Below are 22,995 nucleotides of genomic sequence, written 5' to 3'. Positions count from 1 at the left end.
ATACGGGGAGGCGGGCGGGGCGATGTACACGGTTCTGTCACGACCGGCGCCGTTTCGGTAACAGGTCCCGCCCTGTCCTTGACGTCCCCTCCGGAAACCGCCCCCGGACGGTCGCCCGGCACCCGTACCGACGGCCGCGGCGGTCCGGCGCGGGCGCCCGCCAAGCCCGACAGACTGTCGCGGAAAGCCCCCGACCGCAGACAGGACGCCGATGTCGCGCCCGGTCCGTGGACACTTACGCTTCGCCGCATGACCCCTCAGACCGACCCCCAGGCCGGCGCCGCCGTGAAGGCCGCGGACCGCGCGCACGTGTTCCACTCATGGTCCGCGCAGGAGCTCATCGACCCGCTCGCCGTCGCCGGCGCGGAGGGGTCCTACTTCTGGGACTACGAAGGCAAGCGGTACCTGGACTTCACCAGCGGACTCGTCTTCACCAACATCGGCTACCAGCACCCGAAGGTCGTCGCCGCGATCCAGGAACAGGCCGCGACCCTGTCCACGTTCGCGCCCGCCTTCGCCGTCGAGGCGCGTTCGGAGGCGGCCCGGCTGATCGCCGAGCGGACCCCGGGCGACCTGGACAAGATCTTCTTCACCAACGGCGGCGCCGAGGCCGTCGAGAACGCCACGCGGATGGCCCGGCTGCACACCGGCCGCCCGAAGGTGCTCTCCGCCTACCGCTCGTACCACGGGGCCACCTCCACGGCGATCAACCTCACCGGTGACCCGCGGCGCTGGCCGAACGACCTCGGCGCGGCCGGTGTCGTCCACTTCTGGGCGCCGTTCCTGTACCGCAGCCCCTTCCATTCCGACAGTGAGGGCCAGGAGTGCGAGCGCGCGCTCCAGCACCTGGAGGACACGATCGCCTTCGAGGGGCCCGCGACCATAGCGGCCGTGATCCTGGAGACGATCCCGGGCACCGCGGGGATCATGACGCCTCCGCCCGGCTACCTCGCCGGGGTGCGCGAGATCTGCGACCGGTACGGGATCGTCTTCGTCCTGGACGAGGTCATGGCCGGGTTCGGACGGACCGGCAAGTGGTTCGCGGCCGACCATTACGAGGTGACGCCGGACCTGATGACCTTCGCCAAGGGCGTGAACTCCGGCTACGTGCCGCTGGGCGGCGTGGCGATCTCCGGCGCCGTCGCCGAGACCTTCGCCCGGCGGCCCTACCCGGGCGGACTCACCTACTCCGGGCACCCGCTGGCCTGTGCCGCCGCCGTCGCGACGATCAACGTCATGGAGGAGGAGGGGGTCGTCGGCCAGGCCGCCGCCATCGGCGAGAGGGTCCTCGGACCGGGGCTGCGCGAGCTGGCCGAACGGCACCCGAGCGTCGGCGAGGTGCGCGGCACGGGCGCCTTCTGGGCGCTGGAACTGGTGAAGGACCGGGAGACCCGGGAGCCGCTGGTCCCGTACAACGCCTCGGGCGAGGCGAACGCGCCGATGGCCGCGTTCGGCGCGGCGGCCAAGGCCCGCGGTCTGTGGCCCTTCATCAACATGAACCGCACCCACGTCGTCCCGCCGTGCAACATCACCGAGGCCGAGGCCAAGGAGGGGCTGGCGGCCCTGGACGAGGCGCTGTCGGTGGCGGACGAGCACACGGTGTGAGGCGCAGGGGGTCCGCGCCCTCGTGGGGGCCGGTCGCGCCGGTTTCCCGCGCCCTTTCGGGGGTGCGGGAAATCGGTGCGCCGGCCCCCACGGCGTATGGTGGCCTGCTCGAAGAGGTACGCGAGCGGACTTCCGCACCCACCCACGCGACGGGGAGTGAGACCACCACCATGGCCGGGACCGGCGGCAGTGGCGCCGTAACACGCAGCACCCTGCGGCAGCAGATCGCGGACGCGCTCCGTGACGAGGTGCTCGGGGGTCGCCTCCGGCCGGGCCAGGAGTTCACGGTGAAGGAGATCGCCGAGCAGTACGGCGTCTCCGCCACCCCGGTCCGCGAGGCCCTGGTCGACCTGTCGGCCCAGGGCCTCCTGGACGCCGACCAGCACCGCGGCTTCCGCGTCCACGAGTACTCCGGCGCCGACTACCGCGGCATGATCGAGGCGCGCAGCCTGATCACGGAGGGCATGTTCCAGCACCTCGTGGCCACCGGCATGCCGCAGGCCGACGACCCGCGCGCGCTCGCCGCCCTCGCGGCCGTCCGGCGCCGCGGCGAGGAGGCCCAGCGCGCGGCCACCGCCGGGGACCTGAACATCCTCATCGGCTACGACCTCCGTTACTGGCGCGAACTGAGCAACCTGTTCGGCAACACCTACCTCTCCGACTTCCTGCACCGGATGCGGGTCCAGTCGTGGGTCTGCACGGTCCAGCACCTGCGCCACGTCTCCGACCTCAGGGGCCATCTGTGGTCCGGTCACACCGCGCTGGTGGACGCCCTCGCGCGCCGCGACGCCGACGGGGCCCGGGCGATCGTGACGGCGTACAACGAGCACGCGCTCACCCTCATCGAGCGCCTCGACGCCCCCTGAGGGGCGGGCCGGGGTCCGGATCGTCCCGTTCCCGTGTTTGAGGGCACCCGCTCCGGGTGATCGGAGGGACGGGGGCCCGGCCCCCGAGGACGAACGACCCCGGCCGCCCGGTGGCCTACTTGCGTACCGGCCTCTTCACAGGACCGCCACGCGCATTACGCTGCCCTGACCACCCTGCACCCCATGGAGCAAGAGGAGCCGTCTGTTGGCCTGTGACCTGTGGTTGGTCCCGCTCGTCGACGTGCTGTGCCACACCCCCGACAACCCCTTCGCCGAGGAACTGGCGCTCTACGACAAGGTGCTCGCCGAGGCCGGGCTCCCCCCGGTGCCGGTGTACGCGTACATGCCGGGCCTGTCGGGCGACGTGGCCCCGGTCGCCGGATTCGACTACGACGCGCTGCACTTCCTGCGCCGCGCGTACCTGCTCCAGATGTGCGGGCTCGCGGTGGCGCCGGTCGACGAACTCGGCGGCGACTACGAGCAGTTGCTGGAGATGTTCGAGAGCAACGCCCAGCAGTCCCATCTGGTCTGGCACTACGACCACGCGGGCGCCTACGTCCCGGTGGAGTTCCCGCACCCGCTGGCCAACGACGAACTCCTCGCGGGCGGCGGGCCCCTGGGCTCGTCGCAGGCTCTCCTGCGCGAACTCGAGTTCGTGGCACCCGCGATCGGCATCGACCCGTCCAACCCCCCGGCGCCGCCGGGGCCCCCGACCGTCCCGACGGAGCTGGAGGAGCCCGCCGCTCCGGCCCCCTACGACTCCAGCCCCTTCGCCCGCGAGCGCCACGTCTGGCTGGGCCTGCACGCGGCGGCGACCCGGAGCCTCGCCCAGGGGTCCATGATCGTCTTCAGCTGATCCGGCCGTCCTCCGGTGCGGGACCCGGTCCCACGGTCCCGCACCGCGGCCCGGCCGAGGCACCGCGATCCGGCCGAGGTCGTCAGCCCAGCTGGGACAGGCCCTTCGAGAGATCGTCGGCGTTCATCACGGGGGAGAACTCGACCCGGGCACCGAGATCCATGAAGAACGGCTCGGCGATCACCGGCATCTGGCTGCTGTCCTGCATGTCGAAGACCAGGTAGCAGGTGCGGCTGCCCTCGTGGGCGGTGAAGTAGGCCGATTCCGGCTTCACCCGGTCCATCGTCTCCCGCATCAGCTCCGGCAGCTTTCCGCTGCGGATGAGTTCGTTGGCCTTGTCCGTGTCCATGGTCGCCTTGAGCATCACGCGCATCGCGTTCACCTTCTCCGCCGATCGACGCACAGGCCCCCGAGGCGCACTTTCAGGCTATTCCCGTCGCGGGCACCCCGCCCACCTCGCGCCGAGGCCGGCTCCACCGCGACGGGCTCGGGTACGGATACGGGTGTGCCCCCGGCCGACGGCCGGGGCACACCCGTGGGAAGTCCGCTCACGCTCCGCGTGAGACGGCCGCTCCGCGCTAGATGAACGAGTTGATCTCGATCGTCTCGTCGCGGCCCGGTCCGACGCCGATCGCGGAGATCGGGGCGCCCGACATCTCCTCCAGCGCCTTCACGTAGGCCTGCGCGTTCTTCGGGAGGTCACCGAAGGTCTTCGCCTTGGTGATGTCCTCCGACCAGCCGGGGAGGGTCTCGTAGACCGGCTTCGCGTGGTGGAAGTCGGTCTGGGAGTACGGGAGTTCCTCGACGCGCTTGCCGTCGATCTCGTACGCCACGCAGACCGGGATCTGCTCCCAGCCGGTCAGGACGTCCAGCTTGGTGAGGAAGAAGTCGGTCAGGCCGTTCACGCGGGTCGCGTAGCGGGCGATGACCGCGTCGAACCAGCCGCAGCGCCGGTCACGGCCGGTCGTCACACCGCGCTCCCCGCCGATGCGCCGCAGGGCGTCGCCGTCCGCGTCGAAGAGCTCCGTCGGGAACGGGCCCGAGCCGACGCGGGTCGTGTACGCCTTGAGGATGCCGATGACCCGGCTGATCTTGGTCGGGCCGACGCCGGCGCCCGTGCAGGCGCCGCCCGCGGTCGGGTTCGACGACGTCACGAACGGGTACGTGCCGTGGTCGATGTCCAGCAGCGTGCCCTGGCCGCCCTCGAAGAGCACGACCTTGTCCTGCTCCAGCGCCTGGTTGAGGACCAGGACGGTGTCCGCGACGTACGGCTCGAGCCGGTCCGCGTAGCCCAGCAGCTCCTCGACGACCTGGCCCGCCTCGATGGCGCGGCGGTTGTAGAGCTTGGTGAGCAGCTGGTTCTTGACCTCCAGGGCCGCCTCGACCTTCTGGGTGAGGATCGACTCGTCGTAGAGGTCCTGGATGCGGATGCCCACGCGGTTGATCTTGTCCGCGTATGTCGGACCGATCCCGCGGCCGGTGGTGCCGATCTTCCGCTTTCCGAGGAAGCGTTCCGTCACCTTGTCGACAGTGACGTTGTAAGGCGTGATGATGTGAGCGTTTCCGCTGATCAGCAGCTTGGAGGTGTCGACGCCGCGCTCGTTGAGTCCGTTCAGCTCGGAGAACAGGACGGCCGGGTCGACGACGACTCCGTTTCCGATCACCGGAGTGCACTCCGGCGTGAGGATTCCGGAAGGGAGGAGGTGGAGGGCGTATTTCTGGTCACCCACGACTACCGTGTGACCGGCGTTGTTGCCGCCCTGGTAGCGCACCACGTAGTCCACGGATCCACCGAGCAGATCGGTGGCCTTTCCCTTGCCTTCGTCACCCCACTGAGCACCGAGCAGCACAAGTGCGGGCACAGGCGTACACCCCTTCCGGGCGGGGCATGTCCAAGGTCGGGGACGTACGCGGCCGTGGCTACGGCTGCGCACACCGGCGACCACCATTGGCCGCGACCGTCGGACCGGATGCCCCGGAATAGACGAAGCCCCTGGCGCAAAGGCGCAAGGGGCTCTTGCAGAAAGATGCTACCCGAGGAAGCGAGGCAGGACCGAGGTGGCGGCTTCCGACCAGCTCCTGGTGGTCATCGACCCGGTCGCCCGACGGACGGACGGCGAGTCCGTCCGGATCGCGAAAGACGTGCTCAGCGCGGGTGCGGCGACGAAGGTGTGCCTCCCGGAAGGGCCCGAGGAATTCGCCCGGGCGCTGATCCGCCGGGGTGCCCGTCGCCCCGTGGTCATCGGTGACGACGGGGCCCTGCTGCGGGCGGTGTCCCTGCTGCACCGGCGGCGGGAACTCGCCGCGTGCGCGCTGTCCTTCGTGCCCGTGGGCGGTGTGTCGCCGCTGTCCGGTTCGCTCGGGGTGCCGGTGGGGGCCGTCGCGGCGGCCAGGGCGGTCCTCGACGGGGCCGAACGACGGCTCGACCTGCTCGTGGACGACAGCGACGGCGTGGTGCTCGGCGCGCTGTGCATCCCCTCGCCGCCCTCCCGGCCGTCCGCCCCCGTACCCGCGGGGGCGCCCGGGGAGGAGGCCGGCGGGCATGCCTGGCTGCGCACCTGCCAGTCCCTGGTGCGGACCCTCGCCTCCCGGCCGTCCCGGCTCGCCGCCGCGCCCGCGACGGGGCCCTCCAGGCTGCGGATCGAGGTCGACGGGGTGTGCGTGGTGGACCTGGACCAGCCGGTGGAGGCCGTGTCCGTGACGCCGGGGGAGGCGGGCTGCGGCGCCGAGATCGAGGTCCGCGCGGTGTCCGCGGGCACCGGCTCCTCGCCCCTGCGGCTCCTTGGCCACAAGGTCACCGTCTCCGGCGCCGACTTCCGCTACCGCGCGGACTCCGTGGTGAGCGGCCCGGTCCGGACCCGGACCTGGACGGTACGGGAGTCGGCCTGGGGCCTGACCCTGCCGGCCAGGACCTGACGGACCTGGACCGGGACCTGGACCGGGGCCGGGGCCGGTCCACCCGGTCGCGTTCGTCAGGCGTCGTCGCCGAACAGCGTCTCGCGGTGGGCGCGCCAGCGTTCCATCATCGCGGCGACCTCGCCGTCGATGAACTCGAAGAACGCGAGGGTCTCGGAGAGCCGCCGCCCGGCGGGGGTCGCGGGACCGAGGGAGTCGACACCGGCGCGCAGGGCGAGCTCCCAGCGCTTGAGCACCGCGTCACGTCTGGTCAGCGCCTCGTACCACTGGTTGCTGTGCACGCGGTACCGCTCGCGCCGTGAGCCGGGTTCCCGCTCGCGCGAGACCATGTGCTGCTGCGCGAGGTAGCGCACCGCGCCGGAGACGGCGGCGGGGCTGACCTGGAGTTGCTCGCCGAGTTCGGCGGAGGTCATGGCACCGGAGTCGGAGGCCAGCAGCGCGGCGAAGACACGGGCGGGCATCCGCTGCATCCCGGCCTCGACGAGCTGGGCCGCGAAGCCCTCGACGAACTGTGAGACCGCCTCCGGGTCCCGCTCCCTCGCACTCGGTTCCGCCATCTGCCGATCATCTCCCCTGCTCGCGCATCGTCGTCGAGTGTATCCAGGGTTTATACGTTTCCTTAACTTCACAAATTTCTGAAAGAAGCGTACGTTCGGGCCATGACGAAGGCAATCAGCGTCGCCGGACTGCACAAGTCGTTCGGCACGACGCACGCGCTGGACGGCCTGGACCTGGAGGTCGAGGCCGGGGAGGTGCACGGCTTCCTCGGCCCCAACGGCTCCGGGAAGTCCACCACCATCCGGGTCCTGCTGGGCCTGCTGCGCGCCGACTCGGGCACGGCCCGGATGCTGGACATGGACCCCTGGGCGGACGCGGTCGAACTCCACCGCCGGGTCGCCTACGTCCCCGGCGACGTCACCCTGTGGCGCAACCTCTCCGGCGGCGAGGTCATCGACCTCTACGGGCGGCTGCACGACGGGGGCCGCGCCCGTCGCGGCGGACGGGAAGGCGGACGCACCGGCGGCCTCGACCCCGCGCGGCGCGCCGACCTGATCGAGCGCTTCGAACTCGACCCCACCAAGAAGGGGCGCACCTACTCGAAGGGCAACCGCCAGAAGGTCGCCCTCGTCGCCGCCTTCGCCTCGGACGTCGACGTGCTCATCCTGGACGAGCCGACCTCGGGCCTCGACCCGCTGATGGAAGAGGTCTTCCAGAAGTGCGTACGGGAGGAACGCGACCGGGGCCGCACGATCCTGCTGTCCTCCCACATCCTGAGCGAGGTCGAGGAACTCTGCGACCGCGTCAGCATCATCCGCAAGGGCCGGACCGTCGAGAGCGGCACCCTCGCCGACCTGCGCCACCTCACCCGCACCAGCGTCACCGCCGAACTCACCGGCCCGCCGAACGGGCTGGCGTCCCTGCCCGGCGTCCACGAACTCGACGTCCAGGACGCCGGGGTCCGGCACGACGGGGTCCGGTGCAAGGTCCGGTTCCAGGCCGACGGCGACAAGCTGAACGCCGTCCTCAGGTCGCTGACCGACTCCGGCGTCCGGTCCCTGACCTCGACCCCGCCGACCCTGGAGGAGCTGTTCCTGCGGCACTACCAGGACGACGGCCGGGCGGCTGCCCCGGCGGACGGGCGGGCGGACGACCGGGCGGACGGGTCCGAGGAGACGGTGGCCCGATGACCGCCACGACCACCCCGGCCCCCGCCCCTGCCCCCGGCGCCTTCGCCGCGCGCGCCGGCGGCTCCCGCCCCCTGGCCGGCACCGGGACCCTGCTGCGCTTCGCGCTGCGCCGCGACCGCGTGATGATGCCGCTGTGGATCGGCGTGACCGCGCTGATGGTGCTCTCCCTGCCGGCCTCGCTGAAGAGCGTGTACGGCACCCCGGCCGAACGCGCCGCCCTGGCCCAGCAGATGCTCGCCAACAACTCCCTGCGCGCCACCTACGGACCGGTGTTCAGCGACTCGCTCGGCGGACTCACCGCCTGGCGCATCGGCGTCTACGCCGGGATCCTCGCCGCCGTCATGAGCCTGATCGTCGTCGTACGGCACACCCGGGACGAGGAGGAGAGCGGCCGCCAGGAACTCGTCTCCGCCGCGATGGTCGGGCGGCGGGCCCCGCTGACCGCCGCCCTGCTCGCCGCGCTCGTCGCCGACGGCGTCCTCGCCCTGATCGTCACGGCCGGCCTCGCCGGACAGGGCGCCGCCGGGGCCCTGGCGCTCGGACTCGCGATCGGCGCGACCGGGATGGTCTTCGCGACCATGGCCGCGATCGTCGCCCAGCTCACGGAGAGCGGGCGGCTCGCCAAGGGACTGACGGGCGCCCTGGTCGGCGCCGCCTTCGTCCTCAGGGCGGCGGGCGACTCGGCGACCGACGACGGCTCGTCGGCGCTGACCTGGATCTCGCCGCTGGGCTGGCTGGAGAACCTCCGCGCCTTCGCGGACGAACGCTGGTGGGTCCTGCTGCTGTTCGCCGCGGCCGTCATCGCACAGGGCGCCGCCGCCTACGTGCTGGCCGGGCGGCGCGACGTGGGCATGAGCTTCCTGCCCACCCGGCCGGGACCCGCGACCGGCCGCCTCGGCACGGCCGGGGCGCTGGCCTGGCGGCTGCAGCGCGGCGCGGTCCTCGGCTGGAGCCTCGGCTTCCTCGCGGCGGGCGCCGCGTTCGGCGGCATCACGAAGGGGGCCGCCGACCTGGTCGGCAGCAACGCCAAGACCCGCGAGATCATCGAGCGGATGGGCGGGCAGGCCGGGCTCACCGACGCGTTCCTCGCCGCCATGGTGAACATGCTGGGCATGGTCGCCGCCCTCTACGTCGTCTCCTCCGTGCTGCGGCTGCACGGCGAGGAGACCTCGCAGCGCGCCGAACCCCTGCTCGCCGCCGCCGTCGGCCGGCTGCGCTGGGCCGGCGGACACCTCGTCCTCGCCTTCGGCGGCACGGCCGTCGTCATGCTGCTCGGCGGGGTCGGCCTCGCCCTCGGCTACGGAGCGGAGTACGGCGCGATCCTCGGCGCCTGTCTGGTCCAGGTCCCGGCGGTGTGGACCCTGGGCGGCCTCGCCGTCCTGCTGTACGGCCTCTCGCCCCGCCTCGCCCCCGGCGCCTGGGCCGCGGCGGGCCTCGCCCTCCTCCTCGGCTGGCTCGGCCCCGCCCTGAAGATCCCGCAGGCCGTCCTGGACCTCTCCCCCTTCGGCCACCTCCCGAGGCTGCCGGGCGGCACCATGACCTGGACCCCGGTCCTGGTCCTCACCGCGATCGCGGTGGCCCTGACGGCGGCGGGACTGACGTGCCTGCGCCGCCGGGACCTGGCGACGTGAGGAGCCCGGCGGCGCGGCACCTCGCCCGGGCGGGGTGCCGCGCCGCCGGACGGGGCCGTGCCGGAGGTCAGACCTCCACCTGCAGACCCTCCAGTCCGCGGATCACGAAGTTCGGCTTGCGGACCGGTTCCCCGGCGAGCCTGAGGCCGGGGGCCCTGGTCAGAAGCGCGCTCATGGACGCGGCCAGCTCGATCCGGGCCAGCGGAGCACCGATGCAGTAGTGGATGCCCGCGCTGAAGGAGATGTGCGGATTCTCCGCCCGGGACAGGTCCAGCGCGTCCGGGTCCTCGAACACCGCGGCGTCACGGTTCGCGGAGCCGAAGAGCATCGCGATCTCCGCGCCCCGCGGAACCGTCGTGCCGTCGATCTCGATGTCGTCCAGCACCCAGCGCTCGAACAGCTGGAGCGGGGTGTCGTAGCGCATCAGCTCCTCCACCGCCGTGGGGATCAGCGCATGGTCCGCCCGCAGCGCCGCCAGCTGCCCAGGGTGCCGGAACAGGGCCCACCAGCCGTTCACCGTGGCGTTGACCGTGGCCTCGTGCCCGGCGTTCAGCAGCAGCACGCAGGTGGAGATCATCTCCTGCTCGGTGAGCCGGTCGCCCTCGTCGTGCGCCGCGATGAGTCCCGAGATCAGGTCGTCCCCCGGCTCCTTGCGCCGGGCCTCGATCAGCCCCCGCAGGTACTCGGTGAACTCGACCGACGCCCGCACCGCCTTCCGCGCGGCCTCCTCGGACGGGTTCAGCTCGTACATCCCGCAGATGTCCGCCGACCAGGGGCGGAGCGGCGCCCGTTCGGACTCCGGGACGCCCAGCATCTCCGCGATCACCGACACCGGCAGCGGCTCCGCCACGTCGGTCAGCAGATCCCCGCCGCCCGCCTCCACCAGCCTGTCGACCAGCTCGCCCGCCAGCCCCTCCACGTACGGCTTCAGCCGCTCCACCGTGCGCGGTGTGAACGCCTTCGACACCAGCCGCCGGATCCGCGTGTGGTCCGGAGGCTCCAGGTCGAGCATCCCGTGGTCGTTGAGCACGTGGAACGGCTCGTGCTCCGGCGGCGGGGCCGTCCGCCCGAAGTCCTCGTGCGTGAACCGGTGCTGGTACGTCCGGCCCAGCCGGCGGTCCCGCAGCAGGGCCGACACGTCCGCGTGGTGCGGCACCAGCCACTGGTTCGTCGGCTCGTAGTAGTGCACCCGGCCCCGCGCACGCAGTTCCTCGTAGGCCGGGTACGGGTCCGCCACGAAGGCCGGATCCCACGGGTCGAAGGCCCGCGAACTCTCCAAAGCTGCCATGAACGGACGCTAGCTCGGCCCGCCCCCCGCTGACCAGGGGCGTCCCGGGCGGGGGGACCTGAACGGCGGCCTTCGACGGCGGGTCCGCGTCACCTGGGGGTGACCAGGCGCGCCTCGTACGCGAACACCGCCGCCTGCGTCCGGTCCCGCAGCCCCAGTTTCACCAGGACGCGGCTCACATGGGTCTTGATCGTCGACTCCGCGACGACGAGCCGCTCGGCGATCTCCGCGTTCGACAGGCCCTGTGCGATCAGCACCAGCACCTCCGTCTCCCGGTCGGTCAGATCCCCGTACGCCGCGTGTGCCGTCGCCGGCAGCCGGGGCTCCTCCGCCAGCTTGGAGAACTCCGTGATCAGCCGTCTGGTGACCGAGGGCGCGAGCAGCGCCTCCCCGGCCGACACCACCCTCACCCCGTCGGCGAGCTGGCGGGCCGAGGCGTCCTTGAGCAGGAAGCCGGACGCCCCCGCGCGCAGCGCCTGGTACACGTACTCGTCGAGATCGAACGTCGTCAGCACCAGCACCTTCGCGGCGCCGTCCGCGGCGACGATCTCCCGGGTCGCGTCGATGCCGTTCATCTCCGGCATGCGGATGTCCATCAGCACGACGTCCGGCTGCAGCTCACGTACCCGCTCGACCGCCTCCCGGCCGTTGACCGCCTCGCCGACGACCTCGATGTCCGGCATCGCGCCGAGCAGCACGGAGAAGCCCTCGCGGACCATCATCTGGTCGTCGGCGATCAGCACCCGGATCGCCCGGCCCGTACCGCCCGTCATCCGGTCGCCTCCCCCGACGGCACCGGCAGGAACACCACCACCTCGTACCCTCCGTCGTCCATGACGCCCGTCGTCATCTCGCCGTCCAGCATCGTGACCCGCTCGCGCATGCCCGTGATGCCGTGCCCCGCGCCGTGCGTCGACTTCTCCAGGGTCGTCACCGGCGCGGGGCCGTTGACCATGCGCAGGCCGAGCCCGCCGAGGACATAACCGATCTCGACGCGGGCCGACGCTCCCGGCGCGTGCCGCAGGGTGTTGCTGAGGGCCTCCTGGACTATCCGGTACGCCGACAGCTCGACGCCCTGCGGCAGCTCGCGCACCGCACCCGTGACCGCCTTCTCCACGGTCAGACCCGCGTCCCGCACGTTGGCGAGGAGCCCGTCCAGATCGGCGAGCGTGGGCTGCGGGGCGTCCGGCGCCTCGTAGTCCTCGGCCCTGACCACACCCAGCACACGGCGCAGCTCGGTCAGCGCGGCCACCGCGTTCTCCCGGATCGTGACGAAGGCCTGCTCCAGCTCCGGGGGCGGGTTCTCCACCCGGTAGGGCGCCGCCTCCGCCTGGATGGCGACCACCGACATGTGGTGCGCGACCACGTCGTGCAGCTCGCGGGCGATCGTCGTGCGCTCTTCGAGCAGTGTGCGCCGGGACCGCTCCTGCGCCGTCTCCGACTGGTGGGCCGTCACCTCCTGCTCGGCCTCCCTGCGGACGTTCAGGACCGTGACGATCAGGAGGGCGAGCGCGGAGACGAACAGGAGCGGGAACGTGTTGGCGCTGTAGTAGCTCCCGCCGAAGAACGTCTCGGCCACCAGGCTGTACGCGGCGGTCAGCAGCCACATCCAGGCCGCGACGCGGGGGCGCGACCGCAGGGCGACGACCGTCAGCACGGTGACGTGCGCCAGGAAGCTGCCGGGCGCCCACGGCCATTCGCTCCAGGAGTTGCTGAACACGGCGACGACCGGGACCGCCGCGATCGAGAGCCAGAAGGCGCCGATCGGGCGGATGAGGGTCGCCAGGACCGGGAGCAGGGCGAGGAGCCCGCACAGCAGCTGGGTGACCGGGCTCTCGCCGGGGCCGCCGACACCGCTGTAGCCGGCCGCCATCGCCAGCAGGCCCATCGCGGCCACCGTCGCGTGCGGGGTCCAGGCCGCGTACGCGCGCAGGGTTCCGGGCAGGCGGCGGGTGAGGGGACCGTCCGTGCGCATGCGGCGGAGCGGACGGTAGGCGAAGGCGTCGTGGAACATGTCCTGCCGCAGGCCGCGCACGGCGTCCGCCGCGAGGCGGTACTCCGGGCTGCGGGGCCTGTCCCCGGCACCGCCGGGGGGCGGGGACGTCATCTGCGTCTGGGTCGTCTCGGTCACGTTCAGAACGGTAGAGCCGGACGGGGGGTGCGGTCGTCACCTGCGAGGAGGGTCCTCGGGGGTCCGTCTCAGGTACTACGGGTAGGGCCGTGGGCGCCCTCCGCGGGCCGGTGGGGTGCGGGTCAGTAGCCCGTGGGACGGACCAGGCCCGATTCGTAGGCGAAGACCGCCGCCTGGGTGCGGTCGCGCAGGCCCAGTTTGACGAGGATGCGGCCGACGTGGGTCTTCACGGTCTGCTCGGCCACCACCAGGCGCTGGGCGATCTCGGCGTTGGAGAGGCCCTGGGCGATGTGGGCCAGGACCTCGGTCTCGCGTTCGGTGAGGTCGCCGACCCGCTGCTTGAGGGGGGTGCGCGGGGCGGAGCCGAGGCGGGAGAACTCGGCGATGAGGCGGCGGGTGATGCCGGGGGCGAGGAGGGCGTCACCGGCCGCGACCACCCGGACCGCCTCCGCGAGCTGGTCGGCCGAGGCGTCCTTGAGAAGGAAGCCGGAGGCGCCGGCGCGCAGGGCTTCGTAGACGTACTCGTCGAGGTCGAAGGTGGTCAGCACCAGGACCTTGATGTGCGGGGTGTCCGTGGTGATGCGGCGGGTCGCCTCGATGCCGCCGAGTTCGGGCATGCGGATGTCCATCAGGACGACGTCCGGGGCGAGTTCGGCGACCTTGCGGACGGCGTCGAGACCGTCGACCGCCTGGCCGATCACCTCGATGCCCGGACGGGTGTTGAGCAGCACGGTGAATCCCTGGCGGACCATCTGCTGGTCGTCGGCGATCAGTACGCGGATGGTGCCGCTCACGGTCGTCATGGTGTCTCTTCTCCTCGCGGGCCTGTGGGGGTCTCGTCGGTCCGGCCGGTGGCGTCGGCGGGCGCGGTGCCGCTGCCCGGGAGGAAGGCAACCACCGCGAACCCTCCGCACGACGTCTCCGAGGTCATGAGGGTGCCACCCAGCATCGCGACGCGCTCCCGCATGCCGAGCAGTCCGTGTCCGGCGCCCGGGGACGGCGGAGCGGGGTGCCGGGGACGCGAGTTGACGACCCTCACCTGGAGGCCCCGGGGGAAGTGCCAGAGTTCGACCTTGACCGCGGAACCCGGCGCGTGACGAAGGGCGTTGCTCAGCGCCTCCTGGATGATCCGGTACGCCGACAGCTCCACGCCCGGGGCCAGGGGAAGCCGTTCCCCGGCGATCTCCGTGGTCACGTCCAGCCCCGCGGCGCGGGTGTTCTCGACCAGGGCGTCGAGACGGCCGAGCGTGGGCTGCGGGGCGTCCGGCGCCACGCCCGCCCCGGTGCCGAGGCCGTACGGGTCCTCCGGGTTCTCCGAGCGCAGCACTCCGAGCACCCGGCGCAGCTCGGTCAGCGCCTCCAGGGCGTTCTGCCGGATGCCCTCCAGGTTCTCCTTCAGCTCGTCGGTCGGATTCTCGACCAGGTGGGGGGCGACCTGTGCCTGAATGGAGATCACCGACATGTGGTGGGCGACCACGTCGTGGAGTTCGCGGGCGATGCGGCTGCGCTCCTCCAGGACCGTGCGGCGGGCGCGCTCCTCCTCGGTCAGCGAGGCCTGCTCGACCAGTTGGGTGCGGGCCTCGCGGCGACCGCGCAGCGCCGTGCCGAGGAGGACGACGACGGCGAAGACGACCAGCGCCAGCGCTCCCGTCGGGTGGTAGGACAGTCCGATGGATGGTCGGATGGATGGTCCGACGACCGGCACGGCCGGGGAGTACGCGGGTCTGACGGCCAGATCCTGCAGGAGGTAGGTGGCCAGGGCTGTCAGCGACAGCGCGCCGACGGCGACGCGCGTGGGCGACCGCAGGGCGAGCAGGAAGAGCACGACGGCCTGTGCCGTCATCGTGGACGAGCTCCACGGCCAGTCCGCTCCCCGTGCCGGGCCGGGGATGCCCGCGACCACGGTGGCGCCCAGCGACAGCCACCAGGCCGGCACAGGACGCCACAGCGCGAACGCGACGGCCGCGCCCACCGCGAAGCCGCTGACCGTGCCCAGCGGGAAACCGAGTCGGTAGCCGTGTCTCAGCTCGTCCATGGCCGCCAGCCCGAGCCCGAGGGCGATCAGACACACGACGACATGCGGCAGCCGGCGCAGCAGCCGGGGCCGGGACAGCGGCGGCAGCGGCGCGGCCGCCGGCACCGCGAGTTCGGCCAGGATCCCGCGCAGGAACGGGAGAAGCAGGAAGGGGGCCCGGGCGAGCGCCTGTACGCGCCCGCCGCCACGGCGGCCACCACCGGCGGGCACGGCGATCGGTGCGGGAGATCCGGATCTGCCCGACGGTGCGTCAGACACCTTTGCCCGCCCGCCGATCGGGGGCCCCTGCTCCTCGCTGGTCACGTCGCCAACCCTAGGCACGAGGCACCTCCTCGGGTGTCCCCCGGCCGAGGCCCCGGTGGACACGGACGACCCGGGAGGGGCGGCCGACGGGACGGCGGGGTCCCCTCTCATGGACGCTGAAAGCGAACCAGCACAGGGTGAGGGCGCAGCCGAAGACGGGCAGCCAGAGGAGTCTCGCGGCCACCCAGGCCAGGGAGTCGGGGGTGGTGTGCAGACCGGGAAGCCTGCCCGCGAGCAGACCGAGGGCGGTCACCGCCATCAGGGACGTCTGGTGCCAGAGGAATATCGTCATCGCGGAGAGGTTGGCGAAGGCGGTGCCCGCCCAGACCACCGGGCGCCGCATCCCCCGGCGCAGCGGCTCACGCAGCAGCAGGGCGAGTCCGCACTGGGCCAGTCCGAAGGTGACCGCGGCCAGCGTCGGCGGGTCCAGATTGGAGACCGCGGCCCCCGGTATGCCGACCATGGACGCCGGATAACCGGCGCACAGCACCAGGGCGGCCGTCGCCGTCGCGCCGCCGGCGAACAGCAGGAGGCCCGCGCGCGGCCCCTCCAGTTCGCCTCGGGTCCAGGCCGCGCCCAGGGCGTAAGGAACCAGCCAGCCCGCCGCGACGTTCACCCAGCCGAGCCACGCCGGGCCGCCGAAGCCGAAACGTACGACATCCACATGGAGGACGACGGCCAGCGGCCACAGCGGGTTCAGCCGGGTGAGCAGCGGTGTAACGGCGGTCAGTCCGGCGAAGACGACCAGGAACCAGAGCGGGGACAGCGCCAGTTTCACCAGGGTGTGGACCGTGCGGAAGTCCGCGCCGGACACGAGGAGGCAGCCGGTCGCCACCGCCCAGAGCGTCAGCACCGCCGCCACCGGCCTCAGCAGACGTTCCGTGCGGGCGCGCAGCCACCGCCCGTACGTCGTGCCGCGGGCCCGTGCCGACGCGTAGCTCTTCGTCGCCACGTGGCCGCCCACCAGGAAGAACACGGCGAGCGTCTGGAAGGCCCAGGAGACCGGGGTCAGCCAGGGCATGTACCGCAACGGGCTCGCCGTGCGCAGCGTGCCGCCGTCCGCGACGAGCGCCGTCACCAGCCAGTGGCCCAGGACCACGCCCAGGATCGCGAGGGCGCGCAGGGCGTCCACGGCGCGGTCGCGCTCCACGGGGGTGGCCCGGTCGACGCGGTGGATCACGGCCCGCAGGCCGGTCGGGGCGGTCGTGCCGGCCGTGCCTTTCGGGGCGGTCGTACCGGTCAGGTCACGCACGGGTCACCTCCGAGGTGTCGCCGAGGACGATGCGGGTGAGGTTGGCCAGGGACTCGGAGCCCGGCGCGAAGTAGTCGCTGTGCCCGGCGGCACCGGCCCGGAAGACCCGGGCGCCGAAGGACGGGGACACCGGGTCGGTGCCGAAGCCGACGGTCGTGCCGAAGAGGCCGACGCTCGTGTGCGGGACGTGCGCGACCCAGTCGGCGGAGCCCCGGGCGGCCCAGACGCGGGCGGACGTGCCCAGCGCGGAGGCCGAGGACGCTCCGGTGCCCGGACTGCCGAGGACGGCGATGTCGCTCACGTCCAGGCCCGGGGCGGCACGGCCGCAGACCACCGTGCCGTAGGAGTGGCAGAGCAGGGAGAGGTGCGCCGACCGGCCGACGACTCCGCGCACCTCGCGCAGGAACGCCCTCAGCAGGGGAGCCGCCTCCTCGGCACGGTCCGGCGTCAGGACCGTGGTGCTCACGGTGCCCGGCGTCTCGTACCCGAGCCAGGCGAGGACGGCTCCGCGCGGGCCGAGCCGGTCGTGCAGGGCGAGGGCGCCGGCGCGGAAGCGGCCGTACGTCTCCAGCGTGGTGTCCGAGCCCGGGACCAGGACGGCCACGCGGTCGGCGTGGGCGAGATCGCCGAGGACCTCGACGGCCCGGCCGGTGCCCCGGCCGTCGAAGAGGAGGAGACGGCGGGAGGGTGCGGCCAGGGCGCGGTCGGCGGCGGCACGGGTGCGGTCACCGTGGTCCGCGGCCATCCGGGCCGCCTTCGCGGCGTCCGCCCGGTTCGCCTCGTACGCCTGGTCCAGGGTCGACGCCGCCAGCGGTGCGAGGACCGCGGGCGCGGGCGCGGGGATCTCGGGGCGAGCGGCGGCGGACACGGGAACGACGACCGCGGCCGTGATCAGCGCGGCGAGCAGCGTCCGGCGCAGCCGACGGGCGCGTCCCGGCCGACGCGGCCGACGGGCGGTCCGGTCTCCGGTCCGGGGGCACGGGGCCGCGGGGGCGTCCGCGCTCCCCTCGGCAGCCGGCTTCGTCCGGTGGTCCATGGTGTCCGTCCCTCCCCGTCCGCCCGGTCATCGGGCGCCATTGGAAGGGAAATTACGGATCGTCACCTGTCGTCCGCGTCCCGCTGCGGACCTCATTCGAGAGGTAGCTCTCAGGTACTACGGGTATGACCGGGGTCCGGGAGGATGGTTCAACTGTCCTTGAAATCAACGCAGTTGAAGTGCCTACCAGGCCAGTTGGGCGATCTCCTCCGCCACCACGGCACAGGCGTCGGCGGACGGGTCGATCAGGGGGAAGTGGCCGACGTCCTCCAGCAGCGTCAGACCCACCACCTCGCCCGCCTTGGCCGCCGCGTCCGCGTACGACTCGGCGACCGCCTGCGGGACGACGACGTCGGTACGGCCCTGGACGAGCGTGGTGGCGATGCCGGTGGGGAGCAGCCGCACCGGGTCGGCGTAGGGCAGGCGTTCCGCGAACGTGGCTTCTCCGCCCAGGAGTTGCCGGGAAGCCCCGCCGCACACGTCGAGTTCCTCCGCGACCTGGAAGTCGGCGATCGGAGCGAGGGCGACGACACCGCGCAGGGGGGCGGGACCGTCGGTGCGCCAGGGCGCGTCGGCGGGCAGGAGGTGACGGGCCGCGAGCCACAGCGCCAGGTGTCCGCCCGCCGAGTGGCCGGTGATCACCATGCGTCCGGGGTCGGCCCCCGGGAGCGCCCGGCGCACGAGTGCGGGCAGCGCGTCGAGCGCGGCCGCCACGTCGTCGAAGGTGTCGGGCCAGCGGCCGGCGACCGGAGCCCCGGCGGTGCCGCCGGCCTCGGTGCCGGCCCGGCCCCCGTCCTCTCCGCGGCGGTACTCGACGTTCGCCACGGCGAACCCGCGACGGGTCAGGAAGGCGGCGAACGGGGTGATGTGGCGGCGGTCGTAGGGGGCGCGCCAGGCACCGCCGTGCAGCACGACCACGACGGGGGTGAGGACCGCCGGATCGGGATCGCGCGGGGCGTAGAAGTCGATCACCTGGTCCGGGTGGTCGCCGTACGCCATGGTGACGTCGGGGTCCACGGCCGGGTGCGAGAAGGCGGACGCCTCCTCGGCTGCGTCGCGCGCGGCGGCGTCGTCCCGGGATGCGACGTCGTCCTGCATGCTCCAACCTCTCAGCGGTGAAACGGATTTGGCGGGCGAGGAAACGATTCGGCCGTTCGCGTGGACGGTATCAGGCCAATGACGTGGGTCCGCAGCAGGCCGTTGCTCTCGGTCAGGGGCGGTTCCCTCCTTCCTGCGTCCCCCGGGCGGGGGCGGGTACCCGGCGTACGGGTAGGGGCGGAGGGAATCCCGCCCCCTCCGCCCCTGCCCTTCCCGTACCCGGGGCTCCGCCCCGGAGCCCGCTCCTCGAACGCCGGAGGGGCTGGACTCAGCCGAGCGTCTCCGCCAGGACCCGTGCCGCCCGTTCCGCGTCGGCGAAGCCGACGTACAGCGGGGTGAAGCCGAAGCGGAGGATGTCCGGGTGGCGGAAGTCACCCACGACGCCGTTGTCGATCAGGCGCTTCATCACGGCGCCCGCGTCCGCGCAGCGCAGGGCCACCTGGCTGCCCCGCTCCGCGTGGGCGGCGGGGGTCACGGACTCGACCCGGCCCTCGGGGACGTACGCCGCGACGCACTCCAGGAAGAAGTCGGTCAGAGCGAGCGACTTGGCGCGGACGTCCTCGACCGAGACCCCGTCCCACACCTCCAGCGCCGCTTCCAGGGCCAGCATCGAGAGGATGTCCGGCGTGCCGACCCGGCCGCGCAGCGCGCCCGGCGCGGGCTCGTAGGACGAGCTCATGGCGAAGGGCTCGACGTGCGAGTTCCAGCCGGGCAGCGGGGAGTCGAAACGGTCCTGGAGGTCCGCGCGGACATAGAGGTACGCGGGCGAACCGGGGCCGCCGTTCAGGTACTTGTAGGTGCAGCCGACCGCCAGGTCCACCCCGTGCTCGTCGAGACCGACCGGCAGGGCGCCCGCGGTGTGGCACAGGTCCCAGACGGCGAGCGCGCCCGCCGCGTGGATCGCGGAGGTCAGGGACGGCAGGTCGTAGAGCCGGCCGGTGCGGTAGTCGACGTGGTTGAGCAGCACCGCGGCCGTGCGGGGGCCGAGCGCCGAGGACAGCTCGTCCGGATCGACCGGGCGCAGCTCACAGCCCGTCATCCGGGCCGCCGACGCCGCGATGTACCCGTCCGTCGGGAACGTGGTCGCGTCGACGAGGATCTCGTCGCGCCCCTCGCCCGCCAGCCGCACCGCGCCCACCAGGGCCTTGAAGACGTTCACGCTCGTCGAGTCGCCGACCACGATCTGTCCGGGCGCCGCGCCGACCAGCGGGGCGATCCTGTCGCCGATCCGCTCGGGCGCGGTCCACCAGCCGCTCTCGTCCCAGGAGCGGATGCGCATCTCGCCCCACTGCCGGCGGACGACGTCCTCGACCCGGCCGGGGACCTCGACGGGCAGCGCGCCGAGCGAGTTCCCGTCCAGGTACACCACGTCGTCGAGCACGAACCGCTTGCGCAGGGCGGCGAGTCCGTCCGCCGCGTCGAGTTCCGCCGCCCGCTCGACGAACGCGGACACCTGGGCTCGCTCAGACATAGGACCTCGCCGTCCACAGCTCGGGGAACACGTTCTTCTGCGCGCGCTTCTCCAGCCAGGCCACCCCGGCGCTGCCGCCGGTGCCGGTCTTCGATCCCATGGCCCGGCGGGTGGCGACGAGGTGGTCGTTGCGCCAGCGCCACACCAGCTCGGCGACGTCCGTCAGCGCCTCGCCGAGACGGGCGAGCTCGTCGCTGTCGTCACCGGAGTACAGGGCCGTCCACGCGGCCTGCACCTCGGGCACGGGCTCGTAGCGCAGCGACACGTCACGGTCCAGCACCGCGGCCGGGATCGCGTGCCCGCGCCGCGCGAGGAGCCGCAGCACCTCGTCGTACAGGCTCGGCTCGTGCAGCGCCTTCTCCAGCTCGGCGTACACGCGCGGCGCGCCCCGGTGCGGGACGAGCATCGACGCGGACTTCTCGCCGAGCAGGAACTCCATGCGCCGGTACATCGCCGACTGGAAGCCGGACCCCTCGCCGAGGGCCGAACGGTAGGAGTTGAACTGCGCGGGCGTGAGCTGCCCGAGCGGACGCCAGGACGCGTTGAGCGCCTCCAGCTCCCGTACGGACCGCTTCAGCGCGGCCACCGCGACGGGGACGTCGTCCGCGCGCAGCGCCTTGGCCGCGGTCTCCCACTCGTGGACGATGACCGTGAACCACAGCTCCATGACCTGGGTCGTCACCAGGAAGACCATCTCTCCGGGGTCGTCGGAGAGGGTGTGCTGGAGGTGGGTGAGCACGTCCGCCTGTACGTAGTCCTCGTACGGCGTCGTGCCCTGGAAGTCGAGATGCGGGGTCTCGGGCTCCTGAGCCTCGTCGGGCCGAGCCTGGTGGGACATCGCTGTCTCCTGAATCGTGCTCCGGGTAGCGGTCCGCCCCTGCCGTTACCGACACGGGGGCCCCGGTCCCCACCGGGCATCCTCCACAATCGTCCCCCGGAATCGCAAGACCCGCCCGATCACACCGGACGGGCCCGCTTTCCGGGGACCTCCACCCCCCGTCACGGGCTCTTGACGCGCAGGTACACCGTCACCCTGCGGCCGCGGACCTGCTCGTCCGCCACCGGCGTGAAGTACTTCTCCAGCACCGAGGTCTTCATCCGGTCCCGCTGCGCCGACACCGGCCTCGCGACCTCCGCCGCATCCGTCACCAGCAGGATCCGCCGCTGGGCCAGCATCGCGGTCCGGATCCGGGCCGGGCCGGCCTCCACGCCCTTCAGCGTCCCGGACTCCTCCGGGCTCTCGGCCAGGGCTATGTCCCGCAGACCGCTGAAGGCCCGGGGGGAGACCAGCTCGGTGTCGCGTCGCGCCGCCGGTACGAAGAGCACCGCGTCTCCGGGCTCCTTGAGCCGCCGTACGTCCGTCGCGACGGCGAAGACGTCGTCCACCCGGCTGGCCGGGGCGCGTTTGGCCAGTGACTGGGGGAGCAACCCCGCCATCGCCACGGCGACCACCACGGGGAGGATCCACGGCGACGCCCTCGGGAAGCGCGGCGTGGCCGCCCGTACCGCCGTGCCCAGCGCCGTCCCGATCAGCAGCGCCAGACCCAGCAGGCTGAACAGGACGTACCGGTCCAGGAACAGCGGCTGGACCAGGGAGATGCCGATCAGGAGGATCTGTGGCACCGCGAGCAGCGGCAGTCCCACGGCCGCCACGGACGGCCGGCCCGCCCGCGGTCGGTCCAGCAGCGCTCCGAGGCCGCCGATCGCCAGCAGGATCGCCGGGCCGATCATCATGTGCCAGGTCAGCGGCGGTATCCAGGAGACCTGGTCGGACTGGGTCCGGGTGAACAGGATCAGGGGCAGCGCGCCCGCCACGGCCGCCGCCGAGGCCACCGTCCAGCGGGTCCACACCTCGCGCCGGGCCCTCGTCCGGATCAGGGTCACCGCGTGCGCGGGCAGGATCATCAGCGCCAGCCAGTTCAGCAGCCCGCACAGCAGGACCGCGCCGGCGTAGCCCGCCCACCGTGCTGTTCCGCCACGGCCCTCGAGCACGGTCACCAGCAGCAGCGTCGAGACCGCGGCCCCGGCCGTGACCAGTGCGTACGGGCGTCCTTCCTGGAGATAGAACTGCACCGCCGGAAGCAGACCGAGCGACAGCCCCGCCCCCAGGCCCGCCCAGGTCCCGGCCAGTCGCCGGCCGATGACCGTCACACAGGCCGCCGCCACCGCCATGGCCAGCACGGAGGGCAGCCGCAGCGTCGTCGTGCCGGGCCCGAAGCATTCGAAGAGGCCGTGCATCAGCAGGTAGTAGAGCCCGTGTACGGCGTCGACCTGCCCCAGCATGTGCCAGATCTCGGAGGTCGGCCGCCGGGCCACCTGCCAGGTCGCCGCCTCGTCCCGCCACAGGCTGTGCTGCCGGGACAGTCCCCACATGCCCAGGGCCAGGGTCCACAGCGGGGGAATCAGCCAGACGGGCGGGAGGCGACGGCCGGCGGTTATGTGGGGAGTCATGAAGGTGGTGGGGCCCTCGGGTAGCGGTGCGAACTGAAGTCAGCGGTTCGTCGACATGACTGAGGACCCCCGCGGACCGGCTGTCGGTTCGCACGGGAATTCCCCGTGAACGCGAATTCCAGACCCGCCGGCAAGGCAGGGGGCATTGCCTGCGCCGCCCCGTAAGCCGACGACAGTACATGCACATGGAAAAGACCGCTACAACCCAGGGATTATGGCTGAAAACCGTCTATAAATTTGGCGACATCCGGCGCAACCGCAAAACAGATTTCACCCTCCACGCGCACACTTCACGCCCCTCCCGGCCCGCATATTCACCCCGTGAAGCAATCAGGAATTGATCGTTCCGCCCGATGCCCGCCGCGACC

20 protein-coding genes are annotated in these 22,995 nt (G+C 72.6%); 6 read left to right on the top strand and 14 right to left on the bottom strand.

Annotation, left to right across the window (positions count from 1 at the left end; all coding sequences use genetic code 11):
• Window positions 1–249: 249 nt before the first annotated feature.
• The 3 genes from ACICHK_RS21575 (at window position 250) to ACICHK_RS21565 (ending at window position 3,327) form a co-directional block, all read left to right on the top strand.
• Entirely contained in the window at window positions 250–1,605 is a 1,356-nt protein-coding gene (locus tag ACICHK_RS21575; protein WP_406838191.1) for an aspartate aminotransferase family protein, read from the top strand.
• A gap of 170 nt (window positions 1,606–1,775) precedes the next feature.
• Window positions 1,776–2,471 (top strand): GntR family transcriptional regulator, encoded by a 696-nt coding sequence (locus tag ACICHK_RS21570; RefSeq protein ID WP_406838190.1) that lies wholly within the window; start codon window positions 1,776–1,778, stop codon window positions 2,469–2,471.
• 205 nt (window positions 2,472–2,676) lie between these two features.
• On the top strand, window positions 2,677–3,327 hold the full coding sequence (locus ACICHK_RS21565; RefSeq protein ID WP_151470133.1) for a hypothetical protein: 651 nt from the start codon (window positions 2,677–2,679) through the stop codon (window positions 3,325–3,327).
• Window positions 3,328–3,409: 82 nt separating this feature from the next.
• Here ACICHK_RS21565 and ACICHK_RS21560 read toward each other — a convergent pair whose 3' ends face one another.
• Together ACICHK_RS21560 and ACICHK_RS21555 are read right to left on the bottom strand one after the other, a co-directional pair.
• A complete protein-coding gene (locus tag ACICHK_RS21560) occupies window positions 3,410–3,700 on the bottom strand; it encodes a DUF3303 family protein (protein WP_406838189.1) in 291 nt (96 codons plus the stop codon).
• Between the two features lie 205 nt (window positions 3,701–3,905).
• A complete protein-coding gene (locus tag ACICHK_RS21555) occupies window positions 3,906–5,189 on the bottom strand; it encodes an adenylosuccinate synthase (RefSeq protein ID WP_151470132.1) in 1,284 nt (427 codons plus the stop codon).
• Between the two features lie 196 nt (window positions 5,190–5,385).
• On the opposite strand from ACICHK_RS21555, the gene ACICHK_RS21550 reads away from it, so the two are divergent.
• Window positions 5,386–6,243: a diacylglycerol kinase family protein gene (locus ACICHK_RS21550; protein ID WP_406838188.1), complete on the top strand. Its 858-nt coding sequence runs from the start codon at window positions 5,386–5,388 to the stop codon at window positions 6,241–6,243.
• A 56-nt stretch (window positions 6,244–6,299) separates the two neighbouring features.
• On the opposite strand, the gene ACICHK_RS21545 is transcribed toward ACICHK_RS21550, so the two are convergent.
• Window positions 6,300–6,800: a GbsR/MarR family transcriptional regulator gene (locus ACICHK_RS21545; RefSeq protein ID WP_406838187.1), complete on the bottom strand. Its 501-nt coding sequence runs from the start codon at window positions 6,798–6,800 to the stop codon at window positions 6,300–6,302.
• Between the two features lie 102 nt (window positions 6,801–6,902).
• On the opposite strand from ACICHK_RS21545, the gene ACICHK_RS21540 reads away from it, so the two are divergent.
• On the top strand, window positions 6,903–7,931 hold the full coding sequence (locus ACICHK_RS21540; protein ID WP_406838186.1) for an ATP-binding cassette domain-containing protein: 1,029 nt from the start codon (window positions 6,903–6,905) through the stop codon (window positions 7,929–7,931).
• Window positions 7,928–9,562, top strand: a complete 1,635-nt coding sequence (locus ACICHK_RS21535) for an ABC transporter permease (protein ID WP_406838185.1) — start codon at window positions 7,928–7,930, stop codon at window positions 9,560–9,562. Before ACICHK_RS21540 ends, ACICHK_RS21535 begins: the two co-directional genes overlap by 4 nt.
• A gap of 67 nt (window positions 9,563–9,629) precedes the next feature.
• Here ACICHK_RS21535 and ACICHK_RS21530 read toward each other — a convergent pair whose 3' ends face one another.
• The 11 genes from ACICHK_RS21530 to ACICHK_RS21480 all read right to left on the bottom strand — a co-directional run bounded on the left by ACICHK_RS21530 (window position 9,630) and on the right by ACICHK_RS21480 (window position 22,627).
• The gene (locus ACICHK_RS21530; RefSeq protein ID WP_406838184.1) at window positions 9,630–10,850 is read right to left on the bottom strand and encodes a cytochrome P450; all 1,221 of its coding nucleotides are present in this window, start codon (window positions 10,848–10,850) and stop codon (window positions 9,630–9,632) included.
• An 89-nt stretch (window positions 10,851–10,939) separates the two neighbouring features.
• Window positions 10,940–11,623: a response regulator transcription factor gene (locus ACICHK_RS21525; protein WP_151470126.1), complete on the bottom strand. Its 684-nt coding sequence runs from the start codon at window positions 11,621–11,623 to the stop codon at window positions 10,940–10,942.
• A complete protein-coding gene (locus ACICHK_RS21520) occupies window positions 11,620–12,957 on the bottom strand; it encodes a sensor histidine kinase (protein ID WP_406841279.1) in 1,338 nt (445 codons plus the stop codon). The genes ACICHK_RS21525 and ACICHK_RS21520 overlap by 4 nt, the downstream gene beginning before the upstream one ends.
• A gap of 146 nt (window positions 12,958–13,103) precedes the next feature.
• Window positions 13,104–13,784, bottom strand: coding sequence for a response regulator (locus tag ACICHK_RS21515; RefSeq protein WP_406838183.1), 681 nt, complete (start codon window positions 13,782–13,784; stop codon window positions 13,104–13,106).
• Window positions 13,781–15,121: a sensor histidine kinase gene (locus ACICHK_RS21510; protein WP_406841278.1), complete on the bottom strand. Its 1,341-nt coding sequence runs from the start codon at window positions 15,119–15,121 to the stop codon at window positions 13,781–13,783. Before ACICHK_RS21510 ends, ACICHK_RS21515 begins: the two co-directional genes overlap by 4 nt.
• Before the next feature lie 208 nt (window positions 15,122–15,329).
• The gene (locus ACICHK_RS21505; RefSeq protein ID WP_406838182.1) at window positions 15,330–16,571 is read right to left on the bottom strand and encodes an acyltransferase; all 1,242 of its coding nucleotides are present in this window, start codon (window positions 16,569–16,571) and stop codon (window positions 15,330–15,332) included.
• The gene (locus tag ACICHK_RS21500; RefSeq protein WP_406838181.1) at window positions 16,564–17,607 is read right to left on the bottom strand and encodes an alpha/beta hydrolase; all 1,044 of its coding nucleotides are present in this window, start codon (window positions 17,605–17,607) and stop codon (window positions 16,564–16,566) included. The genes ACICHK_RS21505 and ACICHK_RS21500 overlap by 8 nt, the downstream gene beginning before the upstream one ends.
• Window positions 17,608–17,790: 183 nt before the next feature.
• Window positions 17,791–18,705 (bottom strand): alpha/beta hydrolase, encoded by a 915-nt coding sequence (locus ACICHK_RS21495; RefSeq protein ID WP_406838180.1) that lies wholly within the window; start codon window positions 18,703–18,705, stop codon window positions 17,791–17,793.
• 268 nt (window positions 18,706–18,973) lie between these two features.
• Entirely contained in the window at window positions 18,974–20,176 is a 1,203-nt protein-coding gene (gene kynU, locus ACICHK_RS21490) for a kynureninase (protein ID WP_406838179.1), read from the bottom strand.
• The gene (locus ACICHK_RS21485) at window positions 20,169–21,014 is read right to left on the bottom strand and encodes a tryptophan 2,3-dioxygenase family protein (RefSeq protein WP_151470119.1); all 846 of its coding nucleotides are present in this window, start codon (window positions 21,012–21,014) and stop codon (window positions 20,169–20,171) included. Before ACICHK_RS21485 ends, kynU begins: the two co-directional genes overlap by 8 nt.
• A gap of 161 nt (window positions 21,015–21,175) precedes the next feature.
• Complete coding sequence (locus ACICHK_RS21480) at window positions 21,176–22,627, bottom strand: glycosyltransferase family 39 protein (protein ID WP_406838178.1); 1,452 nt, start codon at window positions 22,625–22,627, stop codon at window positions 21,176–21,178.
• Window positions 22,628–22,995 lie beyond the last annotated feature (368 nt).

This window comes from Streptomyces sp. AHU1, assembly GCF_045343905.1.
Classification (GTDB): Bacteria; Actinomycetota; Actinomycetes; order Streptomycetales; family Streptomycetaceae; genus Streptomyces; species Streptomyces triticiradicis.
This window is presented reverse-complemented; position numbering and strand designations above follow the sequence as displayed.

What these genes read in the sequence shown, in the direction of transcription:
- ACICHK_RS21535 (WP_406838185.1), top strand. Translation starts at nt 7,928, where the DNA reads ATGACCGCCACGACCACCCCGGCCCCCGCCCCTGCCCCCGGCGCCTTC.
- kynU (WP_406838179.1), bottom strand. Translation starts at nt 20,176, where the DNA reads ATGTCTGAGCGAGCCCAGGTGTCCGCGTTCGTCGAGCGGGCGGCGGAA.
- ACICHK_RS21540 (WP_406838186.1), top strand. Translation starts at nt 6,903, where the DNA reads ATGACGAAGGCAATCAGCGTCGCCGGACTGCACAAGTCGTTCGGCACG.
- ACICHK_RS21480 (WP_406838178.1), bottom strand. Translation starts at nt 22,627, where the DNA reads ATGACTCCCCACATAACCGCCGGCCGTCGCCTCCCGCCCGTCTGGCTG.
- ACICHK_RS21545 (WP_406838187.1), bottom strand. Translation starts at nt 6,800, where the DNA reads ATGGCGGAACCGAGTGCGAGGGAGCGGGACCCGGAGGCGGTCTCACAG.
- ACICHK_RS21575 (WP_406838191.1), top strand. Translation starts at nt 250, where the DNA reads ATGACCCCTCAGACCGACCCCCAGGCCGGCGCCGCCGTGAAGGCCGCG.
- ACICHK_RS21500 (WP_406838181.1), bottom strand. Translation starts at nt 17,607, where the DNA reads ATGGACCACCGGACGAAGCCGGCTGCCGAGGGGAGCGCGGACGCCCCC.
- ACICHK_RS21525 (WP_151470126.1), bottom strand. Translation starts at nt 11,623, where the DNA reads ATGACGGGCGGTACGGGCCGGGCGATCCGGGTGCTGATCGCCGACGAC.
- ACICHK_RS21520 (WP_406841279.1), bottom strand. Translation starts at nt 12,957, where the DNA reads ATGACGTCCCCGCCCCCCGGCGGTGCCGGGGACAGGCCCCGCAGCCCG.
- ACICHK_RS21570 (WP_406838190.1), top strand. Translation starts at nt 1,776, where the DNA reads ATGGCCGGGACCGGCGGCAGTGGCGCCGTAACACGCAGCACCCTGCGG.
- ACICHK_RS21485 (WP_151470119.1), bottom strand. Translation starts at nt 21,014, where the DNA reads ATGTCCCACCAGGCTCGGCCCGACGAGGCTCAGGAGCCCGAGACCCCG.
- ACICHK_RS21530 (WP_406838184.1), bottom strand. Translation starts at nt 10,850, where the DNA reads ATGGCAGCTTTGGAGAGTTCGCGGGCCTTCGACCCGTGGGATCCGGCC.
- ACICHK_RS21560 (WP_406838189.1), bottom strand. Translation starts at nt 3,700, where the DNA reads ATGCGCGTGATGCTCAAGGCGACCATGGACACGGACAAGGCCAACGAA.
- ACICHK_RS21495 (WP_406838180.1), bottom strand. Translation starts at nt 18,705, where the DNA reads ATGCAGGACGACGTCGCATCCCGGGACGACGCCGCCGCGCGCGACGCA.
- ACICHK_RS21515 (WP_406838183.1), bottom strand. Translation starts at nt 13,784, where the DNA reads ATGACGACCGTGAGCGGCACCATCCGCGTACTGATCGCCGACGACCAG.